The sequence below is a fragment of the Leptospira meyeri genome (genome assembly GCF_004368965.1).
In the GTDB taxonomy this organism is placed as follows: domain Bacteria; phylum Spirochaetota; class Leptospiria; order Leptospirales; family Leptospiraceae; genus Leptospira_A; species Leptospira_A meyeri.
This window is the reverse complement of record NZ_SORO01000002.1, coordinates 49,885-70,445: the sequence shown is the minus strand read 5'-3', so window position 1 is coordinate 70,445 and position 20,561 is coordinate 49,885. Positions and strand designations below refer to the sequence as shown.

Below are 20,561 nucleotides of genomic sequence, written 5' to 3'. Positions count from 1 at the left end.
AAAAGAAAGGTAAAAATACCTAAATGGCTCCGGGTATCTTTGCAGCGATTTCTTTGAGATGGAGGTATAGTTCTTCCTTTAAGTAGGGTTTGGGCATAAAGTAATCAAATCCAGAAGCCAAAATCAGGTTTTTTTCTTCCGGCATACAAAGCCCAGTGCAGGCAAAAAGAACGGGGCGGTTGTGTTTTCCTGAGAGGGATTTTGCAATTTCGGTCCCATGTTTTCCTGGCATTTCAATGTCCAAAAAAGCAATGTCAAATTGGGATTGGTCCAGTTCTCTTTGTGTATCAATTCCGTTATTTGTTTCGGTGATTTCTGTAGGAAGGGACTTGAGGTAACTTCGAAGGACTTTTCGATTCAGTTCGTTGTCATCAGCAATCAAAACTTTTAGAGTTTTATGAAATTCGAGGGAAGTGATTTCCTTTTTTGTTTTATTTTCGGAAGTAAGATTTGGATTTTCTTCTTTTTTCCAAACAACGGGTATTTGAACTTTGAAACTGGAACCTTTACCTAGTTCGGATTCTACCTCTATACTCCCACCTAACTCTTCTAAGGAGAGTTTTACGATCGATAATCCAAGACCCGATCCAGAAATTTCGCAACCTTCTGGTACAAACTCGTTGTACTTTTGGAAAAGTTTGTTTTTCACTTCGGGAGAAATTCCCGGACCAGTGTCTTTGATATGGATATGCAATATAGCATTTGCTTCTAGTTTGTTTTCTAAATCAACAAAACATTCTACAATTCCCTTTGATGTAAATTTAACCGCATTGGCAGTTAAATTCCAAATGATCTTTTCTAATTTTCGTTTGTCAGATAAAAGAAAGGTTTGATCTAAAACATTATTATTCAATTTAAATTCAATTTTCTTCCGTTTTGTTTCTTGGATAAAAAACAAATTAAAAATCGATAAACATTGTCCCAAATGGAACCACTCTTTGTTCAAAGAACTTTCACTTTCCTCTAATCTTGATAGTTCAATGGTATCGTTAACTAAATGTAAAATTACTTCTCCAGCATTTTTGATATGATCCACATAACTAAGAACTGTTGGGTTTATTTCAGTGTCTCGAATCATTTCTGACATGCCAAGAAGAGAGTTTAGAGGGTTTCGGATGTCATGGCTAATGGCTGCGATAAAATCTCGTTTTGCAGCTGTTGCTCTTTCTGCAGAACGTTTTTCAATTTCTAATCTGTCCCTGTCTTTTCGCATTTGTAACAAACGAACCGTTTGTTTTCCAAGTAACTTCAACATTTGGATTTGTTCTGGATTCAGTTCTCTTGGTTTGTTATCAATGACACAAAGTGTCCCCAGTTTGATTTGGTCATCTAAGGCCAAGGGAATCCCTGCATAAAAAATGACATTCGGAGCTTCATCAACCAAAGGGTTGTTTTGAAAACGTAAGTCTTCTTTTGCGTTAGGAATTAAAAAAAGATCATCCCCTAAAATGGCATGGGAACAAAAGGCAAGGGACCTCGAAGTTTCTCTTGAGTTCAGTCCATGGTGGGATTTGAACCATTGTCTTGTTTCATCAATCAGGCTGACAAGAGAAATGGGTGCATTACAGATCAGGGAAGCAAGTCGTGTGATTTCATCAAACATCTCCTCTTCCGGTGTGTCGAGGATTTCGAGCCCTTTTAAAGCCAAAAGGCGAGTTGCCTCATTTTTTGGTAAAGGAGCAATCAGCATACGAGGTTTAGACGAAATGATTTTCGTTTAAAGAAAAGTAAAATTTTGTTTTTCCTTTAGTCTAATTTTTATGAATCGTTCCATCTTGCGAGTTTTCCTTTTTTTTCCTGTGGTTTTCGGTTTGTTGTTTTTTACCTTTTGTATGGAGACAACCTCTTATACTTCCCCAAAACCTGATAACCCTGTCCTTCGAAAAAAATTGACCGATCTGCAATACCGAGTTACCCAAGAGGACGAAACAGAACCGCCTTTTCAGAATGAATATTGGGACAACCATAAACAGGGTATCTACGTAGACATTGTTTCCAAAGAACCACTTTTTAGTTCGAAGGATAAATTTGAGTCAGGGACTGGGTGGCCTAGTTTTACAAAACCACTCGTAAAAGAAAACGTAGTCGAAGTAAAAGACAATTCTTTTGGGATGATTCGTACCGAAGTGCGATCCAAAAAAGCAAATTCTCATCTAGGTCATGTTTTTGATGATGGGCCAGCGCCAACAAACAAACGCTATTGTATGAATTCTGCCTCAATGGAGTTTATTCCCAAAGACAAACTGAAAGATAGAGGATATGAGTCTTTTCTTTCCGAGTTTTCGGAACAAGAAAAAAGCAAATAGAGGAGTGTGGAATCACTTAGTTGCGGTTCTGTTAAAAACAAATCGCACCTTAGGCGTTGGAAAACTTTTGGTTTTTATGCCCAAAGGTTCATCATAAATTCTTCGTCTTTACGTAAGGATATGAGTTTGTATTTGGTTTCGTGGATGTCTTCTCTGGATACGTCTCGTTTCCAACGTACATCTACTTTTAATTTACGCACTCTAGTTTGTAATTCCAAAAGTTCCCAAATCGAATCCTCCATTTCCTTTCTGTAAAGATTGGTGAATAAGGGAGCCACTTGGTCGGGAGTGTCCATTTTTAAAAGTTCAATATGAGTTAGGTCCTGGATATTCTGTAGCGCCCAGATGTGTAAGGTAAGAGTGGTAATTCGCTCTAATTGGGAGATTTCATCTTTGATATTTCTTGTGACCTGTTGTTTGAAAAATCGAATTCTTTTTTCTAAATAAGCAATTAGATCCGATTTGGGGATCTCTCTTTGTTTCCATTTCTCCCAATCAGATTTTAAATCTTCAAATAAACCTTCTCCATAAAATACAGAAGAGGCTTCCATCAGTTGTAAACTTCCCGGTTCCGAAATTTTAATCCTGTGACGAAGAGAGTCCGCATCTCCTGCAATCATGTTCACCGGGGCAACATCTTCTAATTTCTGTAAAGCGCGTGAAATGGAATCTATAAATTGTGATTTCATTTGGTCGGTGGAATGGGCCACCAAATAAAAATTGAGATCAGAATCTGGATGGAAATCCCCCCGTTCTCTGGATCCATAAAAAAGAATTTGATAGGGTTTCGTCGACGGGATGAGTTCTAATTCATCCAAAACTTGTGCATAAAGGTTGGGGTTTAGTGCTTCAAATTCCATAGTTTATTCAAAGTATAATTTCATTCGGGAAAGGTTTTCTAAAATGGCTTTGAAGGCTCGATCGCGTTCTTCTTTGCCTGGAAAAGGTAAGGATTTTACATTATTGAGATCTTGGTAAATGATTTCAATGGAAGGTTGGTTGGGATTTTTTTTGATGGAGGCAACGTAATCCAAATTGATAACTTCCGATTCACCTAATTTTAACCACATAAAACTTCTCCCCAAAGCCTAACGGCCACTGCCTATTTGCCTAATCTTTTTTTTGAAAAAAACAGGGCTTTGGCAAAAATTAAAGGCCTAATACAATTCCAGAGATTGTTGCACCACCAGGTGGAGTTCTTTTGCCAGTTCTTTTGCACTGATTTCATTGAGAGCGGTGGTCTCAAAAACGAGTAAAAACCCGTTATGGATTCCTTCCCAGCGAGCGTATCGCATTCCGTCGGGGAGAGAAAACACGAGGACACTACATTTTTTATTCCCCCAAACAAAATAGGAAACATCTGGATTCTGGACTTCGTCTTTGTAGAAGTAAGGAAACTGAGACTGGTTTTCTCTGTCAGTGGAGGACAATCGTATCCATTGGATTTTTCCTTCGGTCTCCAAACGAATTTCATAACTATTTCCGGTTCCAAAAATAGATCCAGACTTTAGGAGTTCAAAATTTTCTTTTGCCACCCAAACAGCATGGTAGGTGAGGCGTAGTTCTTTTGTTAGGTTGTGTTTTTTCGAGTCCGATTTTGGATTTACTTTTAAAGTTTCCTCTTTATTTTCCAAAAGGATTTGTTTCTCTGATTGGCAGTCCACCATAACCATTAAAGAAAAAATAAAAATGATTTTAATGGCCGACTTCATATTCATCTCCTAAGTAATTTTGGAAAAGGTACCCATCTTTAGTTTTCCTTTGTAGATAATCTGGTGAAAGAAGGACTTTTCCACCACCGCCAGTGAGGTCTTTTACATAACTAGGGATTGTGATTCCCGAATGATAACCACGAAGTTTCCGGTAAATCTCAATCCCTCTTTCGATTGGCACAACAAAATCGGAACTCCCAAAAACCTCATCACATTGGTGGAGGTAATAAGGTTTGATCCCGATGGAGATCAGTTTATAGTTAAGTTCTGATAAAACCTTTTCATCATCGTTGATTCCAGAAAGTAAAACCGATTGGTTAAAAATGGAAATATGCCCCGTTTTTATCATTCGCATAACATACATTTTTGTTTCTTCGGTGATTTCATTCGGATGGTTGAAATGAGTGACCATATACAAAGGAAAATATTTGGCAAACACCAAAGCTAGTTCCTCAGTCAATCGCATGGGCATGGTCACTGGATGGCGGGTATGGATGCGTACTTGGTTGATATGAGGGATGGATTTTAATTCCCCTAAAAGATAATCAAGGGAGGAATCAGAAAGAGTCAGTGGATCTCCCCCGGACAAAATGACCTCACGAAGTTCCGTATGTTTGCGAAAGTAGGCAAGGGCCTTCTCCCATTCATTCCGATTGGGAGTTTCTTCTGGGTCAGACACTTTTCTTTTTCTTGTACAAAATCGGCAATAAACGGCACATACATGCGAAATGTACCAAATGGCGCGGTCAGGATAACGGTGGGTTACCCCTTTGACAGGCATGTACCTTTCTTCTGCCAGCGGGTCTTCCACTTCATTAGGATTTTTTTTCAATTCTCCCGCACGGGGTAGAACCTGTTTGCGGATAGGACAATTGGGATTTGTTTGATCGATCTGCTTTAAATAATAAGGAGTGACGGCAAAACTAAAATCTGTAAGTGCCGGTACAAAACTCTCCCTCTCTTCTTCGGTAAGAGTCAGTTTTTCTTCCAAATCAGCCAAAGTAGTGATTCGGTTTTGTAATTGCCATTTCCAATCCGACCAAGTCATCGCTTATGACCATACTTCGGTTGACACATGGCCAAGTCCCTCGGATTTTGTTTACGAGTAACGAAATTATGAACTTAGGCATTACAGAAGTAAAAAAAGGAATGATCCTCAAGATCGAGAACGAGCTTTATTCCGTCGTCAAAACCGAGTTTGTGAACCCAGGAAAGGGTTCAGCATTCATCCGTACCAAACTAAAAAACATCGTCCGTGATTCTTCCATTGAAAGAACCTTCAAAGCTGCAGAAAAATTAGAAAGTGTGGATTTAGAGCGCCGTAAAATGCAATACTGTTATGCAGACGGTGACCAAATCATTTTTATGGATGTCAACGACTACGAACAAATCCCTGTTTCAAAAGATTATGTGGAAGATATCCTTCCTTTTATGAAAGAAGAAACTCCAGTGGAAGTTGCGTTTTATAATGACAAACCAATTGGAGTCACACCGCCTAACTTTGCAATTTTGGAAGTGACTTATGCAGAGGACGGTCTCAAAGGAGACACAACTGGTCTTGCTCTCAAACGAGTGACTGTAGAAACTGGTGGGGAAGTCCAAGTTCCTATCTTTATCAAACAAGGGGACATTGTCAAAATTGACCTCCGAGACTTAACTTACGTGGAGCGCGTGAACAAATAGATTTGGATCCTCACCCTTCCTTAACGGAACTGACCAAACTTTCCCATACTTATTATGAAAGGCAGTGGATGTATGCCACTGCTGGAAATCTCTCCGCTCGCACTGGAGATACATTTTGGATCACGGCTTCTGGAAAACATAAGGGAGAACTCACAGACAAGGACTTTGTTTGTGTTTCGGTAAACGATGGGTCTTTGGTTTCCGCAAGCGAGGGATTGAAACCCTCAGCAGAAACTAGCATCCATCAGGTGGTGTATTCTCAAATTCCAGATGCAGGTGCGGCCCTCCATGTCCATACATTGGATTCTAATCTTTTAGAATTTGGAATTGGAAAGGAAGAAGGTTTTCGAGACATTCCTCTCCCACCGATTGAAATCATCAAGGCTTTTGGAATTTGGGATGAAAAACCAAACCTCAAGTTTCCTGTTTTTTATAACCACACTCATGTTCCGACCATTGCTTCGGAAATCAAACGTTACATGGAAACGAAAGGGATCCCTCAAGTTCCTTTTTTACTCATTGAAGGCCATGGCCCCACGGTTTGGGGAAAGTCTGTGGCGGAAGCCAATAAACATTTGGAAGCAGTTCATTTTCTTTTGCAAGTGATGGCAAGACGGATATGACAGAAGGTGCCCATGCGTATATTTTTGGAATTGGTTCCGGAATTGGACAAGGGCTTCATAAAAGATTTTTAGAAGACAAATCTATATCCGTTTTTGGTTTCTCTAGAAAAGGAAAACTTCCTCTGGGTTCCTTCTCTAAAGAAGAAAATGGAACTTTTGTTTTTGATGCCACAAATCCAAAAGACTTAAAAACGTTTGAGACATCGCTTGTATCCAAATATGGATCGCAAATAAATCCTGACTCTTTAAAGAAAAAAGATCTTATTGTCTATTTTGCTCTTGGGGATGGGGTGTTCGGACCAATTGCTGATTTACAAGCCGAGGAACTTTCCTCACATTTCCAACTCAATGTCCATTCACTCATTTTGCTGGCGAAGGCTTTTGCTCCTCATTTGCCTTTGTTTCAAACTACGACCTTTGTATTTTTAGGATCCACTGCGGGAAAACAAGGATTCCCTGAATCGGTAGCCTATTGTGCATCCAAACATGCGGTTCTTGGTACCGCACGGGCCCTCCGGGAAGAATGGAAACCATTTGGAACGAAGGTGGTTCATGTGAGCCTTGGGGCTGTGGCCACAGAGATTTGGGACACAAGACCTCAGTTTGACAAGAATGATATGGTTTCGATTTCGGACATTTCCGAGTATTTGTGGAGTATTTCCCACTTGCCTAAATCTGTCTTTGTAGATGACTTATCCATTACCCCAAGAAAAGGAATCTTATAGTTCCCATGGAATTTAAGGAATCGATTGTACTCGTGACCGGTGGCAGTGGAGGGATTGGAAGAGAAATCGTTCGTACCCTTGTCCTTGCGGGGTTTTCTGTCTGGAATCTGGACAAGGTCAGACCAAAATCGCCCATCCTCCAAGAAACTTACCGTGAAGTGGACTTAGCAGAAACTCCTTTTGTGGTGGAAAGAAGTCTTAAAAAAATCATAGAAGAGAGTTCTTTTGCGGGGGATCTTTATGGGCTCGTGCACAATGCAGGATTTGGTGGACCGTACCACCCGATCACCGATGTCTCCATTGAGGAATGGGAGGCTATTTTCCGAATTAATTTGAGCAGTTTATTTCTTTTATCCAAGTTTCTCTTGCCAATCTTTCAAAAACAAAACTTCGGAAGGATTGTTGCGATTGCCTCTTCCTTATCGATTGTGGGTTCGGCCAATTCTGTTGCTTACTCTTCCTCCAAACATGGGTTAGTTGGATTTATCCGTTCGATTGCAGACGAATGGGGGAAGTTTGGAATCACTGCCAACGCACTGAGTCCAGGTTTTGTAGATACAAATATGGGGATCCAAGAAGACCAAGTTAGCGATCATCGAACTAAAATTATTGATAAAACACCTGTTAGGAGAATTGCAGAACCTTCAGAAATTGCTCGTATAGTGAATTTCCTTCTTCAAAAAGAATCCGGTTATATTTCTGGATCCAACTGGACTGTCGACGGCGGACTCACAGCCATTTAGAAAAAATATGAGAATATCACCTCCGCACGATCATTTTTTACAACTGACTACGAAAGAAACCTTAGGAAGGTCTTCCGGGATCATCTTACAAAAAGAAGCTCTGTCTATTATGAAGACAGTAGAAATCCAGAGTTCCAGAGAAAATATTGAAGCTGGTCATTTATTTCGACCCACAGATTCCAATTTTGAAAAACTAAAAATGGATCGTGAGACGGCACTCGACGCCATGTGGCAACTCATTGACTATGGGCTTACCACACAACTTTTTGAAATCAAATTTGATGCCGATTTAGGTGAATTGCGGTTTGTAAATTTTCTTGTGGGCCTTCCCGGAGGGATGCCTTTAGAAGAACCATACAAATTACTCATTGCAAGGTCTACGGAACATTTATACCAATACATCCAAGCCAAACGTATCCTAACAGAAGATACTTGGCGTAATGTCTTAAACAAATTAGCAGACATTGACTATAAAGAAGAAGATGGGTCTGGTGATGAATTGGATCGGATTTTAGAACCCAAGCAGTTCCCCTTACAACCGTCAGCTGAAATGTTGAAACGTTCTCGCGGGCTGATCATTGACGAATTAGAAGCTGATCCAAAAACCATCGTTTTACCTCATGTGGGTTTTTATTCAGTTCCCGAAATCGAAGCAGCCAATTTTCTACATATTGCAAATGAGTATTTAATGACCAAAGTGGAACCTTTGGCAAAAGCATTCGATACAGAGATCAGATTGGCTTTTGATCGAATCCATATTGCAACGCCCGTGAGTGGAAATGTAGAACCCAACGAAATTGATTTAATCCGATCAAAAATTGAAATGTTGTATGGTTTTAAGGAAATTCTAAAAGAAAACGGATTTTATCCTTTAGTTCACAACTTACGAAAAGTTGCTGAGATGGCAGCTAAATACGCTGAAATAGAAAAAAAGCGGGAAGTAGACAGACTCCTCAAAGTGTATATGAAAATGTTGGATAGCCAATTCGATTTTGATTCTAGATTACTTCGCATTAATTTAGAAAAAGATAACGAACATGATACCATTATCGTAGATCTACTCAGAAAAAATCCCAAAGTCCTCTCAGCGGAATGGCATGACCAAGATGCAAAAATCGCCATTTTTGTGAATAATAATCAAAATAATATCAAAGACATCAATCAGCTGATTTTCCAAAACTATCGGTTTACGACCGAACATATTTTATATCTAAAGGCGATCATTGAGTTAAACGAAAAAGAATTAAAACCGCTATTTAAAGATGATGATTTTGTAAAAACATACGGGAAAAATTTACAATCTGTTTATTTCAAATACATTCCTTGGTTCTACAAACTTTTTTACTTTTTGGGAGTGTCTCCAATCGTTAATTCTGGTTATGCGAAAGCAAAATCAATTCTTACTTATTCTCAGATGGATCGTCAGTTTTTGTATCAAAAACGCAGAGAAAATTTCTATAAAAAGAAACTTCGGGAAAGAGAAGAACGAATTGAAAAAGAACGAAAACAACAACTCAAACGGGCTTTAGTTTCTGCACTGAGTGATGCATATTTTGAAAAAAATTGTTTGCCTTCAGTGGATTGGTTGGGTTCGAATTATCCTGCGTTTTCCGCAGAAGTTTTGGAGAAGATGATTCCTGACTTTGCTTTTGTTTCTACTACGGGTAAATCGGTAAAATCAAACTCGATCATTCTTTTTCCCAACTCACCAGAATTCGATTCGCTTAACAAACGTTTAAAAGATTTATTCAATCAATGGACAAGAGGTGAATTGGAACCTCCGGCAGAAGATCCAGAAGTCCTTGTCCAAATTCGTGGACTCATTTGAAAATTAATACCAACGTTTGATTCGAAAATAAAGTAACATTAAGATTCCTAAAAACCCCATTGCACCCAATGCTGCAAGAAACCCATATTCCCATTCGAGAGTGGGTATATGTCGGAAATTCATTCCATAGATACCTGCCACTAAAGACATCGGTAACATAATGGCAGTCATGATCGTAAGTATCTTCATGATTTCATTGGTTTTGCGAGTGGAAATGGCAATATGTGCTTCGAGTGCAGAGGAAATCGATTCAATATTACTATCTACAAGTTCCAAAATACGCAAGGAGTGATCTCTCACATCTCGGAAAAAAGCATCGGCTTCATCGCTAAAAAAACTATTTTTGATTTTTTCTAGGTCTTCTAGTACTTCTTTGTTTTGTAACATTCCTTTTTTGATCGAAAGAAGACTTGCTCTCAGACTATACACATTGCTGATATCTAGTGATTTTGCATTACCAAAAATTTGATCTTCAAAATGTTCGATTCGTTCTTCGATTTTTTGAGTGATGGCCAAAGTGTGGTCAGTTTCGATATCTAAAATTTTGTGTACGACAAATTCATACCCACGTGCTAAAATTTTATTATTCACCTTCCATTGGTCAATGATATCGCCGATGCTATCTCGATAATCAAGGGTCAACGAAATGATTTGGTTTGGGGTTAAAATAAAGTTAAAATTCTTTTGGGTGAGTTGGTTCCTTTCAAAATGGAATCCACGAAATACAAAAAATATATAATTGGGAAATATCTCCAGTTTGATTCGGCTTGTTGGATTTAGAATATCTTCAATGGTCAGTTGGTGGATATCATGTTTTTGAAAGAGAAACATAAGTTTTTCTTCATTTTCAGCCGTAATATGAATCCAATGTTTTGGATGTCTATGTGATAAAGGAAGAGGTCTATCGAGAAGCACTTCTTCTTTACTGGAAGGAGTTAAAATATAATTAAAAAGAGCGGGCATTTAAACAATATTCCTTAAGAAAAATTCTCTTAGTTCTTTTTTGTCATCAGTACAATCTTCTGCGATCACAAATTTTCTGGTTTTGTAATATCCCGATGCTGTGATCATAGTTTCTTTGATTTTTCCTGACCGGGAAAGGATGATATGGAATTTTTCCCCAGGTCTTAGATTTTTTTCCAAGGTTTGCAGAGTGGTTGGCGTGGCTCGTTTCCCGTTGATGGCAAGGATTTCATCATCTAACATAAGATCGAATGAATCCATATCCGATTTATGGAGGAGTTTCTGAATGTATAAATTGCCATTTTTTTCTTTGATTTTGAATCCTGTTTCTCCAGTAAGATCCGTCTGAATTCTTCTAATTCCAATGATTTCCAAATACAGATCGACTGGAATCGGTTTTGGGAACTCCAAATATTCATTAAATTCTGTTTTTAAATCCACCCCTGTCACATCTTTTACAGTGTCAAAAAATTCTTGTTTGGTGAAACCCCTCTGTTTTGTTTTGACAAATACTTCATTTAGTTTATGGAAAACATGGCGGATAGTTTTCTTTTCTTTGGATTCTTGTAATAAAAAAAGATTCATACATAAGGCAAGGACACCACCTTTTGTGTAATAAGAGACAGTGATGTTATGACTATTTCCATTTCTTTTGTAATACTTTGTCCAAGCTGTGAAAGATGATTCCTCTAAACTCATCCAAGAATCGGCTTCATTGTCTTCCAAAGCGAAAATATCCGATTGGAGTTTGGATATATATTCTTCCTTAGATAGAAATCCTGAATGGAAAAGAAAATAAACATCATAAAAACTGGTGAATCCTTCGGCTATCCACAATTCACGAGTGAGGTTGGGTTTTTGGTAATCAAAAGGGCCAAGGGCAATTGGCCGAATTCGTTTGATATTCCAAAGATGAAAGTATTCGTGCGACAAAAGTTCAAGCAGTCGTTTATACTCCTCTTCATCGGAGATAAGATCAGGATTGAAGTAGTTTATGCTGGAAGCTCTATGTTCTAAACCTCCATAAGCAGGTAAACTCAAGTTTAATACAAAAAGATAATAGGGATTTGGACTTTCCATCATCCATTCAATTTGTGTTTCTGTAATTCGTTTTAGGTCATTTGCTAATTTGGCTTTGAAATCGAAACTGACGTCCCCCTCTACCAATAATTCGTGTTTGGTGGTACCTGCTGTAAAAAATACGGAATTTTTTTTACTCAAGTGAAAAGGCGAATCAAACAATTCATCAAAATTTTCTGCGTGAAATCGAAAAGGGTCTTCTAGATCACGAGTCAAACTAGAATAAACATAAGGGAAAAATTCTGAAACTTGAAACTGGACGGAACTAGATTTTTCTAAATTCCCTTCTGGGTATAAAAACAAAGCAGGTGGGTTGATGAAACCAAATTCGGTTTCTAAATAGTTTGTCCTTACCGTAAAGTCTTCAAATGCATAGATGATGTATGTGATTTCGAATTCTTCTGGGAGGTTTTTTAATTTCCATCTATGGAGATCCACCATCTCCCAAAGGATAGGTTCATTTGTTCTTGAATTCTTGGCTTCAAACTTATGGAGATGAGTCCCGTAGTCGCGAATCATATAAGACCCTGGGGTCCAACTAGGCAAACAAAAGATTACTTCTGATTGGTCTGTATTCACTCGGAGCCGAACTTGAAAGTAGTGTTTGAAGAGGTCAAAAATGGAAACTTCAAAGTCCAACTGAAAGGGGTTAGACTGGTTGGTAGTGTCCAAAGTTTTTTCAGGTTCTTCTTTTGCCATAGTTACACTATCTTCTTTTATTTTTAGTTTTGATCAAATGTTTTCTTGACGTTATTTCTTTATAGTACTAGAAAAGGCATAGCTAAGGTATAAGCAAAGGAGGTGGTCTTTTTGGAAAGTAGTTGTTACAACAAAAGATTTTTGACTCGCGAGGTGGCTGGGCAATAACGCCTCTAGCTTTGTTGCAAAACCGACCAGACACAGTCTTTCCAAGTTCCGAACGGGTGGTCTCCTTCGGGCAAAACGCAGTCGCTTGGAAAGATTCCTTTGAACCCTTATAGATTTTACCTGTTTCTTTTTCTTTAAAGGTTAAATTTTAATAAAATTTCTGACAATTTAGAACTAATCCCTGTCATGCGAATTGAGTTGTTTGACATGGTTTCCGATTGTTCCGATAGAATTTGGGAACCATTGGAAATATTGATGGTCATATTCGAGAGTTCAAAAGTCGCTCTCTTCTGTTCTTCCGTGGACTGTTGGATGGATTCTACAAGAGAGGTAATCTCTTCTATTTCCGCATAAATTTGGTCTGTCCTGGATTTTTGGTCTTGAATGAGAGGAACAATATCCTTTGCTTTTTCGAAAATGACAGAAACTTCTTTTATGATTTCCCGTAACAAATCGATGAGGTTTGTGACTTGGGTCCCTCCGTTTTGAATGGAATCCAATGCCTCACCAGATAGAGTATTGATTTGTGAAACCGACTCTGCTGCCTGAGAGGCAAGTTTTGAAATTTCTTCTGCTACTACTGCAAATCCTCTACCTGATTCCCCAGCCCGTGCCGCTTCAATTGCAGCATTTAACGCAAGTAAACTTGTCTTCTCGGAAATATTAGATATGACATCGGAAAATTCCGTGATAGCCAAAGATTTTTCTTGGATTTCTTCAATTGCTTTGGATGTGAGGCCGGCCATATTCCGTCCTTCTTCCGCTTTTTGATTTGCGGCGACTGCAATTTCTCCAAATGATTCCACTTCTATTGTGATATTTTGTACGAGCGTTTGGATAGCCTGTAGTGAATTGTGAATGGATTTGGAATTGTTTACTGCTTGTTCTACGTTGGTATTGATAGTTTCCGAAGAGGCGTTTAATTCTTCTACTGTGGCACTTGCTTCTTCAGAAGATGCAGCCTGGCTTTGCGCCAAGTCAGATAGTTCAATGATGGTGTTTTCCATAAATCTGGAAGTTTCCGTTAGATCCGAACCTGAAGTTTGAGCCACACTTAAGATATGTCGAATGTTTTCAATCATCGAACCCACAGCTTCCACTAAATGACTGATTTCGTCTTTATGATTGTCATTAATTTCTTTAGTTAGGTTTCCACTGGCAGCCTCTTTTGTGTAAGCAATCAAATTTTGTAGTCGGCTATCAACTAGTTTACGGAAGATAATGATATTAGCCAAAGTAGAAAATAAAATTCCAGTGATTCCTAATACTAAAGCGATCCAAAAAATAAATTGGATTTCATTTGTAATTTTTCCTTGAGGGTAAGAAACACGCAAAGCCCAAGGCGCTGTATTTTCAACGAGTTGGATGGGCAAACTGACATGAAAGTATTCAGAGTCAGAATAACTTTGTCTTTGTTTGGAAGACATGGCAAGGTTTACATAAACATCTTCTGAATCTTTCCATTCGGTTTCTTTTTTTTCTGGATGGAGCCCATTAAAAAGCACATACCCATTGCTTGCCACTAGAGTGATTTTTACAGTGCCTTCTAGGATTTTTAAATTTTGAAGATAGGTTCGAATGGTTTCTAAAGAAAGGTCAGCCCCTGCAATCCCTAAGAAGGTTTGGTTTCGTAACACTGGATATACAAGGGAGATCATCGTTACATCTTTGCCATCTACTTTATAATCAAAGGGAGGAATGAGCTCTACCTTCCGATTCTTTTTGGGAAGCTGGTAGAAGTCGGATTCAGGAAGATCAAATCCAACCACAGGTTCAATGATGATTTTCCCATTGGATTTCACAGAATAGGGAATCATTCGGCCTGAAAAATCATGGTTTTTTAAATTTCGATAGTTTGCATCTTTACCATCAAATGCATTTGGCTCAAATACAACATAGGTACCAAGAATGGATTCGTTTGAGGCGGTCATCACATTCAAAATTTTGAAAACACGTTCTCGATCCAAAATGTTTGATTCTTGCAGAATTTGTTTTAGTAAATATGCTTCACCCAGAGGTGCCGAGAGATAGTCACTGACATCGAGAGAAATTTTATCTGCAAGGATTGATATATTTTCCAAAGCATCTACTTTGGCATTTTTGTATATGACATAAGAGATTAATGTAAGGATTACACCAAATGAAAAAAGGGTAATGATGGATGAACCTAAGGCTAACTTTTGTTTAATGCTCATTCTCTCTCAGTTTACTTTCCTAAGTGAATGTTACCTTAAGTTTTTGATTTCTTTTCTCAACACATTTCTAATTTAGAAGGAGTTTTTCTGGATATTTGCTTACTCCTAAAAGATTTGATTCATGATCCAAAAAGTATACAGTATAATCCGTTTGGTCCTGGATTTTGGCTTGGTTTAAAAATTGAATCCATTCAGATCTTTTCGTTTCCTCCCATTGGAAAACAAGTGCACGGGGGGATTTTTTTTCTCCTTCTTCTAACATCAAAATGATGGAACCGAAATCGATCCATATGGAACGTACTGACCCAGTTTCATAATAAAATTCCTGTACTTTCTTTGCTCCTGGAATTTGGAGGTAAAACTCTGCTAAATTGGAAGGGTTCGGTGTTCCGATGGCAATGTGGTGGATCATTTTTTTGTTTTCAAATCCCTTTCTAAAAAAGAAGTTATCATGAAATCTATGTATCGGAGTTTTTCATGAAAAAATCCCTCATCCTTGTGCTCGCTCTCGGGCTTTTTTTGGCTAATTGTAAATCCAAAGTGTATACCCAAGAAGAGTGTGAGTCTGCTCTCGCTAGCACATTCACTCAAATTGAAGAAGAAGCTAAAAAGAATCCAGCAGCAGCACCAGTTCTCGCAGGATTACAACAAGGTAAACAAAAAATGATCGACCAGTGTATGGAAGGAAAATTTGATCCTAACTGTTTGAAAAATGCACCAGGTTTTGCTGGCATTATGGGTTGTGTAAAAAAATAATTTTACAAGTCTTACCGGGAGCGGTCGTTCCCGGTTTTTCCATCCTCTAAACTTTCAAACCCACCCGGTTCTGCATAACATCCATGCGATCTGTAGGGACCATCTTCAAAAAACCGAATTTCTTGTGCATATCGTTTCCCTTCCCGCAAACATTGTTTGCAAATGAATGGGCGAATGGCCCAGTCTTCGCATTCTTCTGGTCGGAAACTTGGGAACACCCGAAGGAAGGGTTTGGAAATTTCTTCTTCCGGTGTTGCTAAGAGAACAAAACAAAAAACCGCACTGAGGCCGAGAACTAAACTTAGTTTCATTCAATAAAACTATCGGAAATATCTTCGTTTTTCAGGATGGACTTTAGTGAAAGAAAATGTGAGTACAGAATGGAAAGGGGTGGTGCTTGTTCTCATTGGAGCCCTTTTATTTAGCGCAAAAGCTGTTGTTGTCAAATTGACATACCGTTATGAAATTTCGGCAATTGGGTCACTTTTTTTTCGAATGTTATTTGCATTTCCGTTTCTTGTTTGGATTGCTTGGAAAGCGGAACGAATGGAAGGAAAAACAGATCTTACCAAAAAAGATTTGGTGTACGTTCTTCTGATGGGAGTTGTGGGTTATTACCTGGCAAGTCTTTTTGATTTTCTCGGCCTTAAATACATCAGTGCTGGTTTGGAGCGAATCATACTTTTTATTTATCCAACTCTAGTTGTTCTTCTTTCCTTTTTGTTTTTAAAAAAGAAAATCCATTTGCGAGAAGTGTTTTCTTTGGGCCTGACTTATACCGGAGTTTTTTTAGCTTATGGACAGGATGTCCAATTAGGTTCTGCTAAGGATGTGAGTCTCGGTGCTTTTTTCATTTTACTTTCAGCACTCACATACGCAATTTATTTGATGGGAAGTGGTTCCATTATACCAAAGTTAGGTGCTAAAAAGTTTACTGCCTGGGCACTTATTATATCTTCGTTCGCCGTTTTCATTCATTTTGCAATTTTTGGAACATACAAAGAACTAATCCAACCATTCTCATTTTATGCACTGGCTTTTGTTATGGGGACTGTGAACACAGTGGTACCTGCGATATTTGTTTCAGAAGGAATCAAACGTGTTGGTAGCAAAACAGCTGCTATTGTAGGTTCGGTTGGACCTATGTCGACTCTTTTCCTTGCGTATTGGTTGCTTGATGAGCCCATCACTTTGCTACATGGGATTGGTACATTATTCGTACTCACTGGAGTTTTTTGGATTAGTACGGCAAAAAAAGCAAAAGAAGTGTCTGTTTAAGAGAGAATTTTTCTTTCCAATTGTTGAAAATGAGTAGAGAATACGGATCTATATGAAATTACGCAACCTCCTGCTTTTATTAGTATTTGTCACAACAGTCTCGCAATCGGAACTGTACGCACAATTTACTTGTGAAGGTTCAGCCTGTAGTTTTTTACCACCAGCATTGACAGAAGCTGGGAATGGTTCCTTAAAAAAATTTGAAACAGGTTACTTAAACGAAGTCCTTAAAACAAACTTAGAGGCTGGTTTTCTTGCCAATGTTGGTACAAGTAATATCGGCACAGGAACAGTTCGCAGAATTCAATTTGGTGTCAGTGCCTCTGCCGCTGGATATAAAAAAGATGACATCCAAATCCAAGACAACTTAATCAAATACCCGAAACTACCAAACGTTGGTGGTGCGGTCATTCCATCCTTTCATTTGGATTTTAATCCTGGTTGGTTGTTAGGAACATCAGAAGGAGGTTACATCCGTCGGATTGGAATTTTTCTTCATGGTATGAATGTCGCAGTGACGGAAGATCAAATCCAAGCTGCTTCTAATAATAAAAACTACGAGGGACGTATCGCCGTACGCTCGTACGGTGGGATGGTCCGTTACCAACTAGTGGAGAAAGAAGGTTTTTTAATGAACCTAATCACTTGGAATGGAATCAACGTAGGAGTGGGGCATCATGTGATGGAACAAAACATGAGCCTTAGTTATTTAGAAGGAAAGGCTTCTCAAATTGAGTTCCAAGGTGTAAAAGGAAAATGGGGTGGGGACACAAACTTCATTTTTAATACAAAAGTACAAACGACGAATGTGGATTTGCGGACAGGTCTTGGGTTGTTTTGGATTGCCAATGTGATTGTGGGTGGGGGTTATAGTTGGAACTCTGGGCATAACTCTGCCTCTCTCTCCAGACGAGGTCCTTTTCTCATTACTTTGAACGATTCTCTCCCTTTGGAACTTCCTAGAGAATACCAAGCAGCGCTCGACAAGGAACTCCTCGCCCAAAGCCCCAATGCCACTTTGGGATTTCGTGCTGGTGGAGAATCCAATTCCAAACGCGGGATTGGCTACGGAATTGTTGGTTTAGAATTGGATCTTTATTTATTGAAGGTCATTGCGGAAGGATTGTATGGTGGGAAAGACCTGTATTCCGCCAATCTAGGGGTGAAACTCTCTTTTTAGGAAAACTTCGGGGAAATCCATAAAACCTTGCCGTACGGATTGCGAAATTTACCCTACGTCTTAGGTCTAAGTTTCAATGAAGTTATACAAACGCTATGCTCGCGCTTTCACACTCGCCTCCCAAGTTTTTTCTTTGGGGATTGTGGTTCCCATCGGAATTGCTCTCATTCTTTTCTATGTTGATTTAAGTCCCACTCAGATCAAAACATTCATTGGAGCAACCATTGCAGCTGCTCTCGTGAGTTTACTCCTGCCATCGTTTATTTTTCCGAAAAAACTAAAAGCCATTAAACAAGGGCTCTTACGACTGGAGTCTCAAACAGAAAAAGATCCAAAAACCTATGTAGAAGTTTGGAACCTCATTGCAAAGATGCCGGTGATTGGAGCATCTGTCGGGAGTGCACAGTGGATTTTGGCACTTCCGATTGTCATTGGCCCTCTTTTATATCTTCCTGAAACAAGTAAATCGGATTCATTTTATATCGTTTGTGTTCTGATTTTAACGGCACTTCTCAATGTTGTATTTTCTTTTATCCTTTTGGAAAAAGCGTCTCATTTGGTTTTGGAAGATGATATTTTCCAAGCAGAACTAAAAGAAAGAATTTCTCCTTACTACAGAAACCTTCGAAGTACTGTTCCCATTATGTTTTCTCTTATGGTCATGGTTCTTTCTATTTTTCTTTTGATTTATGCCTTCAATGTCAATGCCAAGTCTTTAGAAAAAGCATTCTCAAACCAGTTGTATAATTTTAACCAAAGTAATGAAGCTGGGATCAATGTATATTTTGAATCGGTCGAAACCAATTTGAAAGAAATCAGTGGATTGCCTGTTGTAAGAAATGCGCTTGAAACAAAGAATTATAAACTGGCAGAGCCGATTCTTGCCAAAGTATTAGATGATTCTCAATTATTATTAGAAAATGCTTTTATCGCCTCCTTTGCGGAAGGTGTTCCCATCGTTGCTTCTGGTCTACCAAACGGGGCTAGTGTCGGTTATTCTTTAGCTTCTAACCCTGATGTTCTTGAAAATATCAATGCTGCCAAAGAGGGAAAAAACCACGTTGGGGTGGCTGTTAAGTCACCATTTAACGGGAATATTGTGATCATGGTGACAAGTCCTGTGAAAAGTGCAAATGGAACTGTGATTGGAATGGCTGGGATGCCGTTTCTTGTGGGAAAGGCGATGGAGTCTTTTCTAAAAAATGTAAAAATTGGAACTACGGGTTATTCTTTTCTTTTGGACAAACAATCCACCATGGTATACCACCCCAATCCGAAATACTTAATGCACAGCTTTAAAAACACGGAGTTTGAAGAACTGGCAAAAAACGCAGGGGAATCTGATTCCTTTCGCAATCCTTGGGAAGGTTCCACCTTTTTACTTAGAAGAAAGGTAAGTGAAAAATACGGTTTACAGTTTTTTTCTACGATCGATTTAAAAGAAATTGAGGTAGAAAGTCTTTCTTCCTTACGTGGGTTAACAATCATTAGTATTGTTGGAGCAGTTTTGATTGCTATCGCAATTTATCTTCTTTTTACTGCTAGGTTCAAACCAATGAAAACCATTGGGAAAATTTTGCAAGATATCGAAGTGGGAGACCTTCGACACAATGCAAAAATGGAATCTTCTGACGAGTTCGCAAGGCTTGCTCGTGGTCTCAATGCAACTTTAAAGCAGATTTCTGAAGTTGTAGGATCTAACCAAATCTTTTCGGAAGATCTGGCATCTTCCGCCGAACAAATGTCAGCTTCTCTTAATATGTTATCTTCTAATGCCCAAACACAAGCTGCCTCGGCGGAAGAAATTTCGGCATCCATTGAAGAAATTTCTGCTGCAGTTCAAAACGTAGATGCTCAGGCAGAAGATCAGTTCCGCAAAGTTGATTTTTTGAAATTAAAGATGGCAGAACTTTCTACTTTAATTGAAGCAACGGGTAGGCAAGTGGGTAAAGCTTCCAAAGATGTTACTTTAATTTCAGAAGAAGCAAAATCGGGACAGGCTTCATTGGACTCGATGAGGAATTCTATATCAAAAATTAGCAACAGTTCCCAAGAAATTGGAAGTGTGATTGAGATTATCAATAATATTTCGGAACAGATCAACTTACTTGCGTTAAATGCTGCGATTGAGGCGGCTAGGGCCGGGGTTTATGGAAGGGGATTTGCCGTTGTTGCTGATGAAATTGGAAAGTTAGCCGAAAAAACTGCCATTTCCATTAACGACATTGGGGAACTCATCCAAGCCAATGAAAAAGAAATTGAAAATGGTCGCGAGAATATTGAAACTACGATTTCTCTCATCCAAAGGATCATCCAAGGGGTTAGTTCTTTTAACGAAATGACAGATACCATTGAAGCCAGTACCCGGGACCAGCTCATCATCAACCAAAAGGTGGGAGAAGAGGTTGATAAGGTAAACCAAATCAGCCAAGCCATCCGCCTTTCTATGGAAGAACAAAAAAATGCGATTGGGGAAGTGGCTCAGGCAATTTTCAGCATCAATGATTTGACCCAAGGGACGGCCGCAGGCCTTGAGGAGATGACTGCCACCTCCAATGGGATCGCCAATTTAGCAGAAACGTTAAAGAAGAAGATTAATTTCTTTAAAATCTCCTAACCACG

General features: G+C 38.9%; 20 protein-coding genes. 10 read left to right on the top strand and 10 right to left on the bottom strand.

Features of this window, described 5'->3' with window-relative positions; genetic code table 11:
* Positions 1-19 precede the first annotated feature (19 nt).
* Entirely contained in the window at positions 20-1,690 is a 1,671-nt protein-coding gene (locus CLV96_RS14430) for a hybrid sensor histidine kinase/response regulator (protein WP_004787855.1), read from the bottom strand.
* Positions 1,691-1,760: 70 nt separating this feature from the next.
* Here CLV96_RS14430 and msrB point away from each other — a divergent pair, with 70 nt between their 5' ends.
* Positions 1,761-2,306, top strand: a complete 546-nt coding sequence (gene msrB, locus CLV96_RS14425; RefSeq protein WP_004787928.1) for a peptide-methionine (R)-S-oxide reductase MsrB — start codon at positions 1,761-1,763, stop codon at positions 2,304-2,306.
* Between the two features lie 74 nt (positions 2,307-2,380).
* On the opposite strand, the gene CLV96_RS14420 is transcribed toward msrB, so the two are convergent.
* The 4 genes from CLV96_RS14420 to CLV96_RS14405 form a co-directional block, all read right to left on the bottom strand.
* A complete protein-coding gene (locus tag CLV96_RS14420; RefSeq protein ID WP_004787962.1) occupies positions 2,381-3,166 on the bottom strand; it encodes a hypothetical protein in 786 nt (261 codons plus the stop codon).
* A 3-nt stretch (positions 3,167-3,169) separates the two neighbouring features.
* Positions 3,170-3,376 (bottom strand): hypothetical protein, encoded by a 207-nt coding sequence (locus tag CLV96_RS14415; RefSeq protein ID WP_004787999.1) that lies wholly within the window; start codon positions 3,374-3,376, stop codon positions 3,170-3,172.
* An 87-nt stretch (positions 3,377-3,463) separates the two neighbouring features.
* Positions 3,464-4,018: a hypothetical protein gene (locus CLV96_RS14410; RefSeq protein WP_004788148.1), complete on the bottom strand. Its 555-nt coding sequence runs from the start codon at positions 4,016-4,018 to the stop codon at positions 3,464-3,466.
* On the bottom strand, positions 4,002-5,066 hold the full coding sequence (locus tag CLV96_RS14405) for a KamA family radical SAM protein (RefSeq protein ID WP_004788195.1): 1,065 nt from the start codon (positions 5,064-5,066) through the stop codon (positions 4,002-4,004). Before CLV96_RS14405 ends, CLV96_RS14410 begins: the two co-directional genes overlap by 17 nt.
* A 68-nt stretch (positions 5,067-5,134) precedes the next feature.
* Here CLV96_RS14405 and efp point away from each other — a divergent pair, with 68 nt between their 5' ends.
* The 5 genes from efp to CLV96_RS14380 are packed head-to-tail and all read left to right on the top strand — an operon-like array spanning position 5,135 to position 9,620.
* The gene (gene efp / locus CLV96_RS14400; protein WP_004787851.1) at positions 5,135-5,701 is read left to right on the top strand and encodes an elongation factor P; all 567 of its coding nucleotides are present in this window, start codon (positions 5,135-5,137) and stop codon (positions 5,699-5,701) included.
* 2 nt (positions 5,702-5,703) lie between these two features.
* The gene (gene mtnB / locus CLV96_RS14395) at positions 5,704-6,324 is read left to right on the top strand and encodes a methylthioribulose 1-phosphate dehydratase (protein WP_004788011.1); all 621 of its coding nucleotides are present in this window, start codon (positions 5,704-5,706) and stop codon (positions 6,322-6,324) included.
* A complete protein-coding gene (locus CLV96_RS14390; protein ID WP_004788075.1) occupies positions 6,321-7,049 on the top strand; it encodes an SDR family oxidoreductase in 729 nt (242 codons plus the stop codon). Before mtnB ends, CLV96_RS14390 begins: the two co-directional genes overlap by 4 nt.
* 5 nt (positions 7,050-7,054) lie before the next feature.
* Entirely contained in the window at positions 7,055-7,792 is a 738-nt protein-coding gene (locus CLV96_RS14385) for an SDR family NAD(P)-dependent oxidoreductase (RefSeq protein ID WP_004788221.1), read from the top strand.
* Positions 7,793-7,799: 7 nt separating this feature from the next.
* Positions 7,800-9,620, top strand: coding sequence for a hypothetical protein (locus CLV96_RS14380; protein ID WP_004788038.1), 1,821 nt, complete (start codon positions 7,800-7,802; stop codon positions 9,618-9,620).
* A 3-nt stretch (positions 9,621-9,623) separates the two neighbouring features.
* On the opposite strand, the gene CLV96_RS14375 is transcribed toward CLV96_RS14380, so the two are convergent.
* From CLV96_RS14375 to CLV96_RS14360, 4 genes are all read right to left on the bottom strand, one after another.
* Positions 9,624-10,583: a magnesium transporter CorA family protein gene (locus CLV96_RS14375; protein WP_004788026.1), complete on the bottom strand. Its 960-nt coding sequence runs from the start codon at positions 10,581-10,583 to the stop codon at positions 9,624-9,626.
* Positions 10,584-12,362 (bottom strand): M61 family metallopeptidase, encoded by a 1,779-nt coding sequence (locus tag CLV96_RS14370; protein ID WP_004788272.1) that lies wholly within the window; start codon positions 12,360-12,362, stop codon positions 10,584-10,586.
* Between the two features lie 302 nt (positions 12,363-12,664).
* Positions 12,665-14,725 carry a methyl-accepting chemotaxis protein gene (locus CLV96_RS14365; RefSeq protein WP_004787878.1) on the bottom strand — a complete coding sequence of 687 codons (2,061 nt, stop codon included), beginning with the start codon at positions 14,723-14,725 and terminating at the stop codon, positions 12,665-12,667.
* A gap of 67 nt (positions 14,726-14,792) precedes the next feature.
* Positions 14,793-15,137 carry a VOC family protein gene (locus tag CLV96_RS14360; protein ID WP_004788122.1) on the bottom strand — a complete coding sequence of 115 codons (345 nt, stop codon included), beginning with the start codon at positions 15,135-15,137 and terminating at the stop codon, positions 14,793-14,795.
* Positions 15,138-15,202: 65 nt separating this feature from the next.
* Here CLV96_RS14360 and CLV96_RS14355 point away from each other — a divergent pair, with 65 nt between their 5' ends.
* On the top strand, positions 15,203-15,481 hold the full coding sequence (locus CLV96_RS14355; protein ID WP_004788211.1) for a TIGR04454 family lipoprotein: 279 nt from the start codon (positions 15,203-15,205) through the stop codon (positions 15,479-15,481).
* Positions 15,482-15,492: 11 nt separating this feature from the next.
* On the opposite strand, the gene CLV96_RS14350 is transcribed toward CLV96_RS14355, so the two are convergent.
* Entirely contained in the window at positions 15,493-15,792 is a 300-nt protein-coding gene (locus tag CLV96_RS14350; protein WP_004787970.1) for a hypothetical protein, read from the bottom strand.
* Between the two features lie 46 nt (positions 15,793-15,838).
* Here CLV96_RS14350 and CLV96_RS14345 point away from each other — a divergent pair, with 46 nt between their 5' ends.
* From CLV96_RS14345 to CLV96_RS14335, 3 genes are all read left to right on the top strand, one after another.
* Positions 15,839-16,759, top strand: a complete 921-nt coding sequence (locus CLV96_RS14345; protein WP_004788095.1) for a DMT family transporter — start codon at positions 15,839-15,841, stop codon at positions 16,757-16,759.
* A gap of 52 nt (positions 16,760-16,811) precedes the next feature.
* Positions 16,812-17,939 carry an Lsa36 family surface (lipo)protein gene (locus CLV96_RS14340; protein ID WP_004788239.1) on the top strand — a complete coding sequence of 376 codons (1,128 nt, stop codon included), beginning with the start codon at positions 16,812-16,814 and terminating at the stop codon, positions 17,937-17,939.
* A 76-nt stretch (positions 17,940-18,015) separates the two neighbouring features.
* A complete protein-coding gene (locus CLV96_RS14335; protein WP_004787938.1) occupies positions 18,016-20,556 on the top strand; it encodes a methyl-accepting chemotaxis protein in 2,541 nt (846 codons plus the stop codon).
* Positions 20,557-20,561: the final 5 nt, after the last annotated feature.

What these genes read in the sequence shown, in the direction of transcription:
- CLV96_RS14430 (WP_004787855.1), bottom strand. Translation starts at nt 1,690, where the DNA reads ATGCTGATTGCTCCTTTACCAAAAAATGAGGCAACTCGCCTTTTGGCT.
- msrB (WP_004787928.1), top strand. Translation starts at nt 1,761, where the DNA reads ATGAATCGTTCCATCTTGCGAGTTTTCCTTTTTTTTCCTGTGGTTTTC.
- CLV96_RS14420 (WP_004787962.1), bottom strand. Translation starts at nt 3,166, where the DNA reads ATGGAATTTGAAGCACTAAACCCCAACCTTTATGCACAAGTTTTGGAT.
- CLV96_RS14415 (WP_004787999.1), bottom strand. Translation starts at nt 3,376, where the DNA reads ATGTGGTTAAAATTAGGTGAATCGGAAGTTATCAATTTGGATTACGTT.
- CLV96_RS14410 (WP_004788148.1), bottom strand. Translation starts at nt 4,018, where the DNA reads ATGAAGTCGGCCATTAAAATCATTTTTATTTTTTCTTTAATGGTTATG.
- CLV96_RS14405 (WP_004788195.1), bottom strand. Translation starts at nt 5,066, where the DNA reads ATGACTTGGTCGGATTGGAAATGGCAATTACAAAACCGAATCACTACT.
- efp (WP_004787851.1), top strand. Translation starts at nt 5,135, where the DNA reads ATGAACTTAGGCATTACAGAAGTAAAAAAAGGAATGATCCTCAAGATC.
- CLV96_RS14390 (WP_004788075.1), top strand. Translation starts at nt 6,321, where the DNA reads ATGACAGAAGGTGCCCATGCGTATATTTTTGGAATTGGTTCCGGAATT.
- CLV96_RS14385 (WP_004788221.1), top strand. Translation starts at nt 7,055, where the DNA reads ATGGAATTTAAGGAATCGATTGTACTCGTGACCGGTGGCAGTGGAGGG.
- CLV96_RS14380 (WP_004788038.1), top strand. Translation starts at nt 7,800, where the DNA reads ATGAGAATATCACCTCCGCACGATCATTTTTTACAACTGACTACGAAA.
- CLV96_RS14375 (WP_004788026.1), bottom strand. Translation starts at nt 10,583, where the DNA reads ATGCCCGCTCTTTTTAATTATATTTTAACTCCTTCCAGTAAAGAAGAA.
- CLV96_RS14370 (WP_004788272.1), bottom strand. Translation starts at nt 12,362, where the DNA reads ATGGCAAAAGAAGAACCTGAAAAAACTTTGGACACTACCAACCAGTCT.
- CLV96_RS14365 (WP_004787878.1), bottom strand. Translation starts at nt 14,725, where the DNA reads ATGAGCATTAAACAAAAGTTAGCCTTAGGTTCATCCATCATTACCCTT.
- CLV96_RS14360 (WP_004788122.1), bottom strand. Translation starts at nt 15,137, where the DNA reads ATGATCCACCACATTGCCATCGGAACACCGAACCCTTCCAATTTAGCA.
- CLV96_RS14355 (WP_004788211.1), top strand. Translation starts at nt 15,203, where the DNA reads ATGAAAAAATCCCTCATCCTTGTGCTCGCTCTCGGGCTTTTTTTGGCT.
- CLV96_RS14350 (WP_004787970.1), bottom strand. Translation starts at nt 15,792, where the DNA reads ATGAAACTAAGTTTAGTTCTCGGCCTCAGTGCGGTTTTTTGTTTTGTT.
- CLV96_RS14340 (WP_004788239.1), top strand. Translation starts at nt 16,812, where the DNA reads ATGAAATTACGCAACCTCCTGCTTTTATTAGTATTTGTCACAACAGTC.
- CLV96_RS14335 (WP_004787938.1), top strand. Translation starts at nt 18,016, where the DNA reads ATGAAGTTATACAAACGCTATGCTCGCGCTTTCACACTCGCCTCCCAA.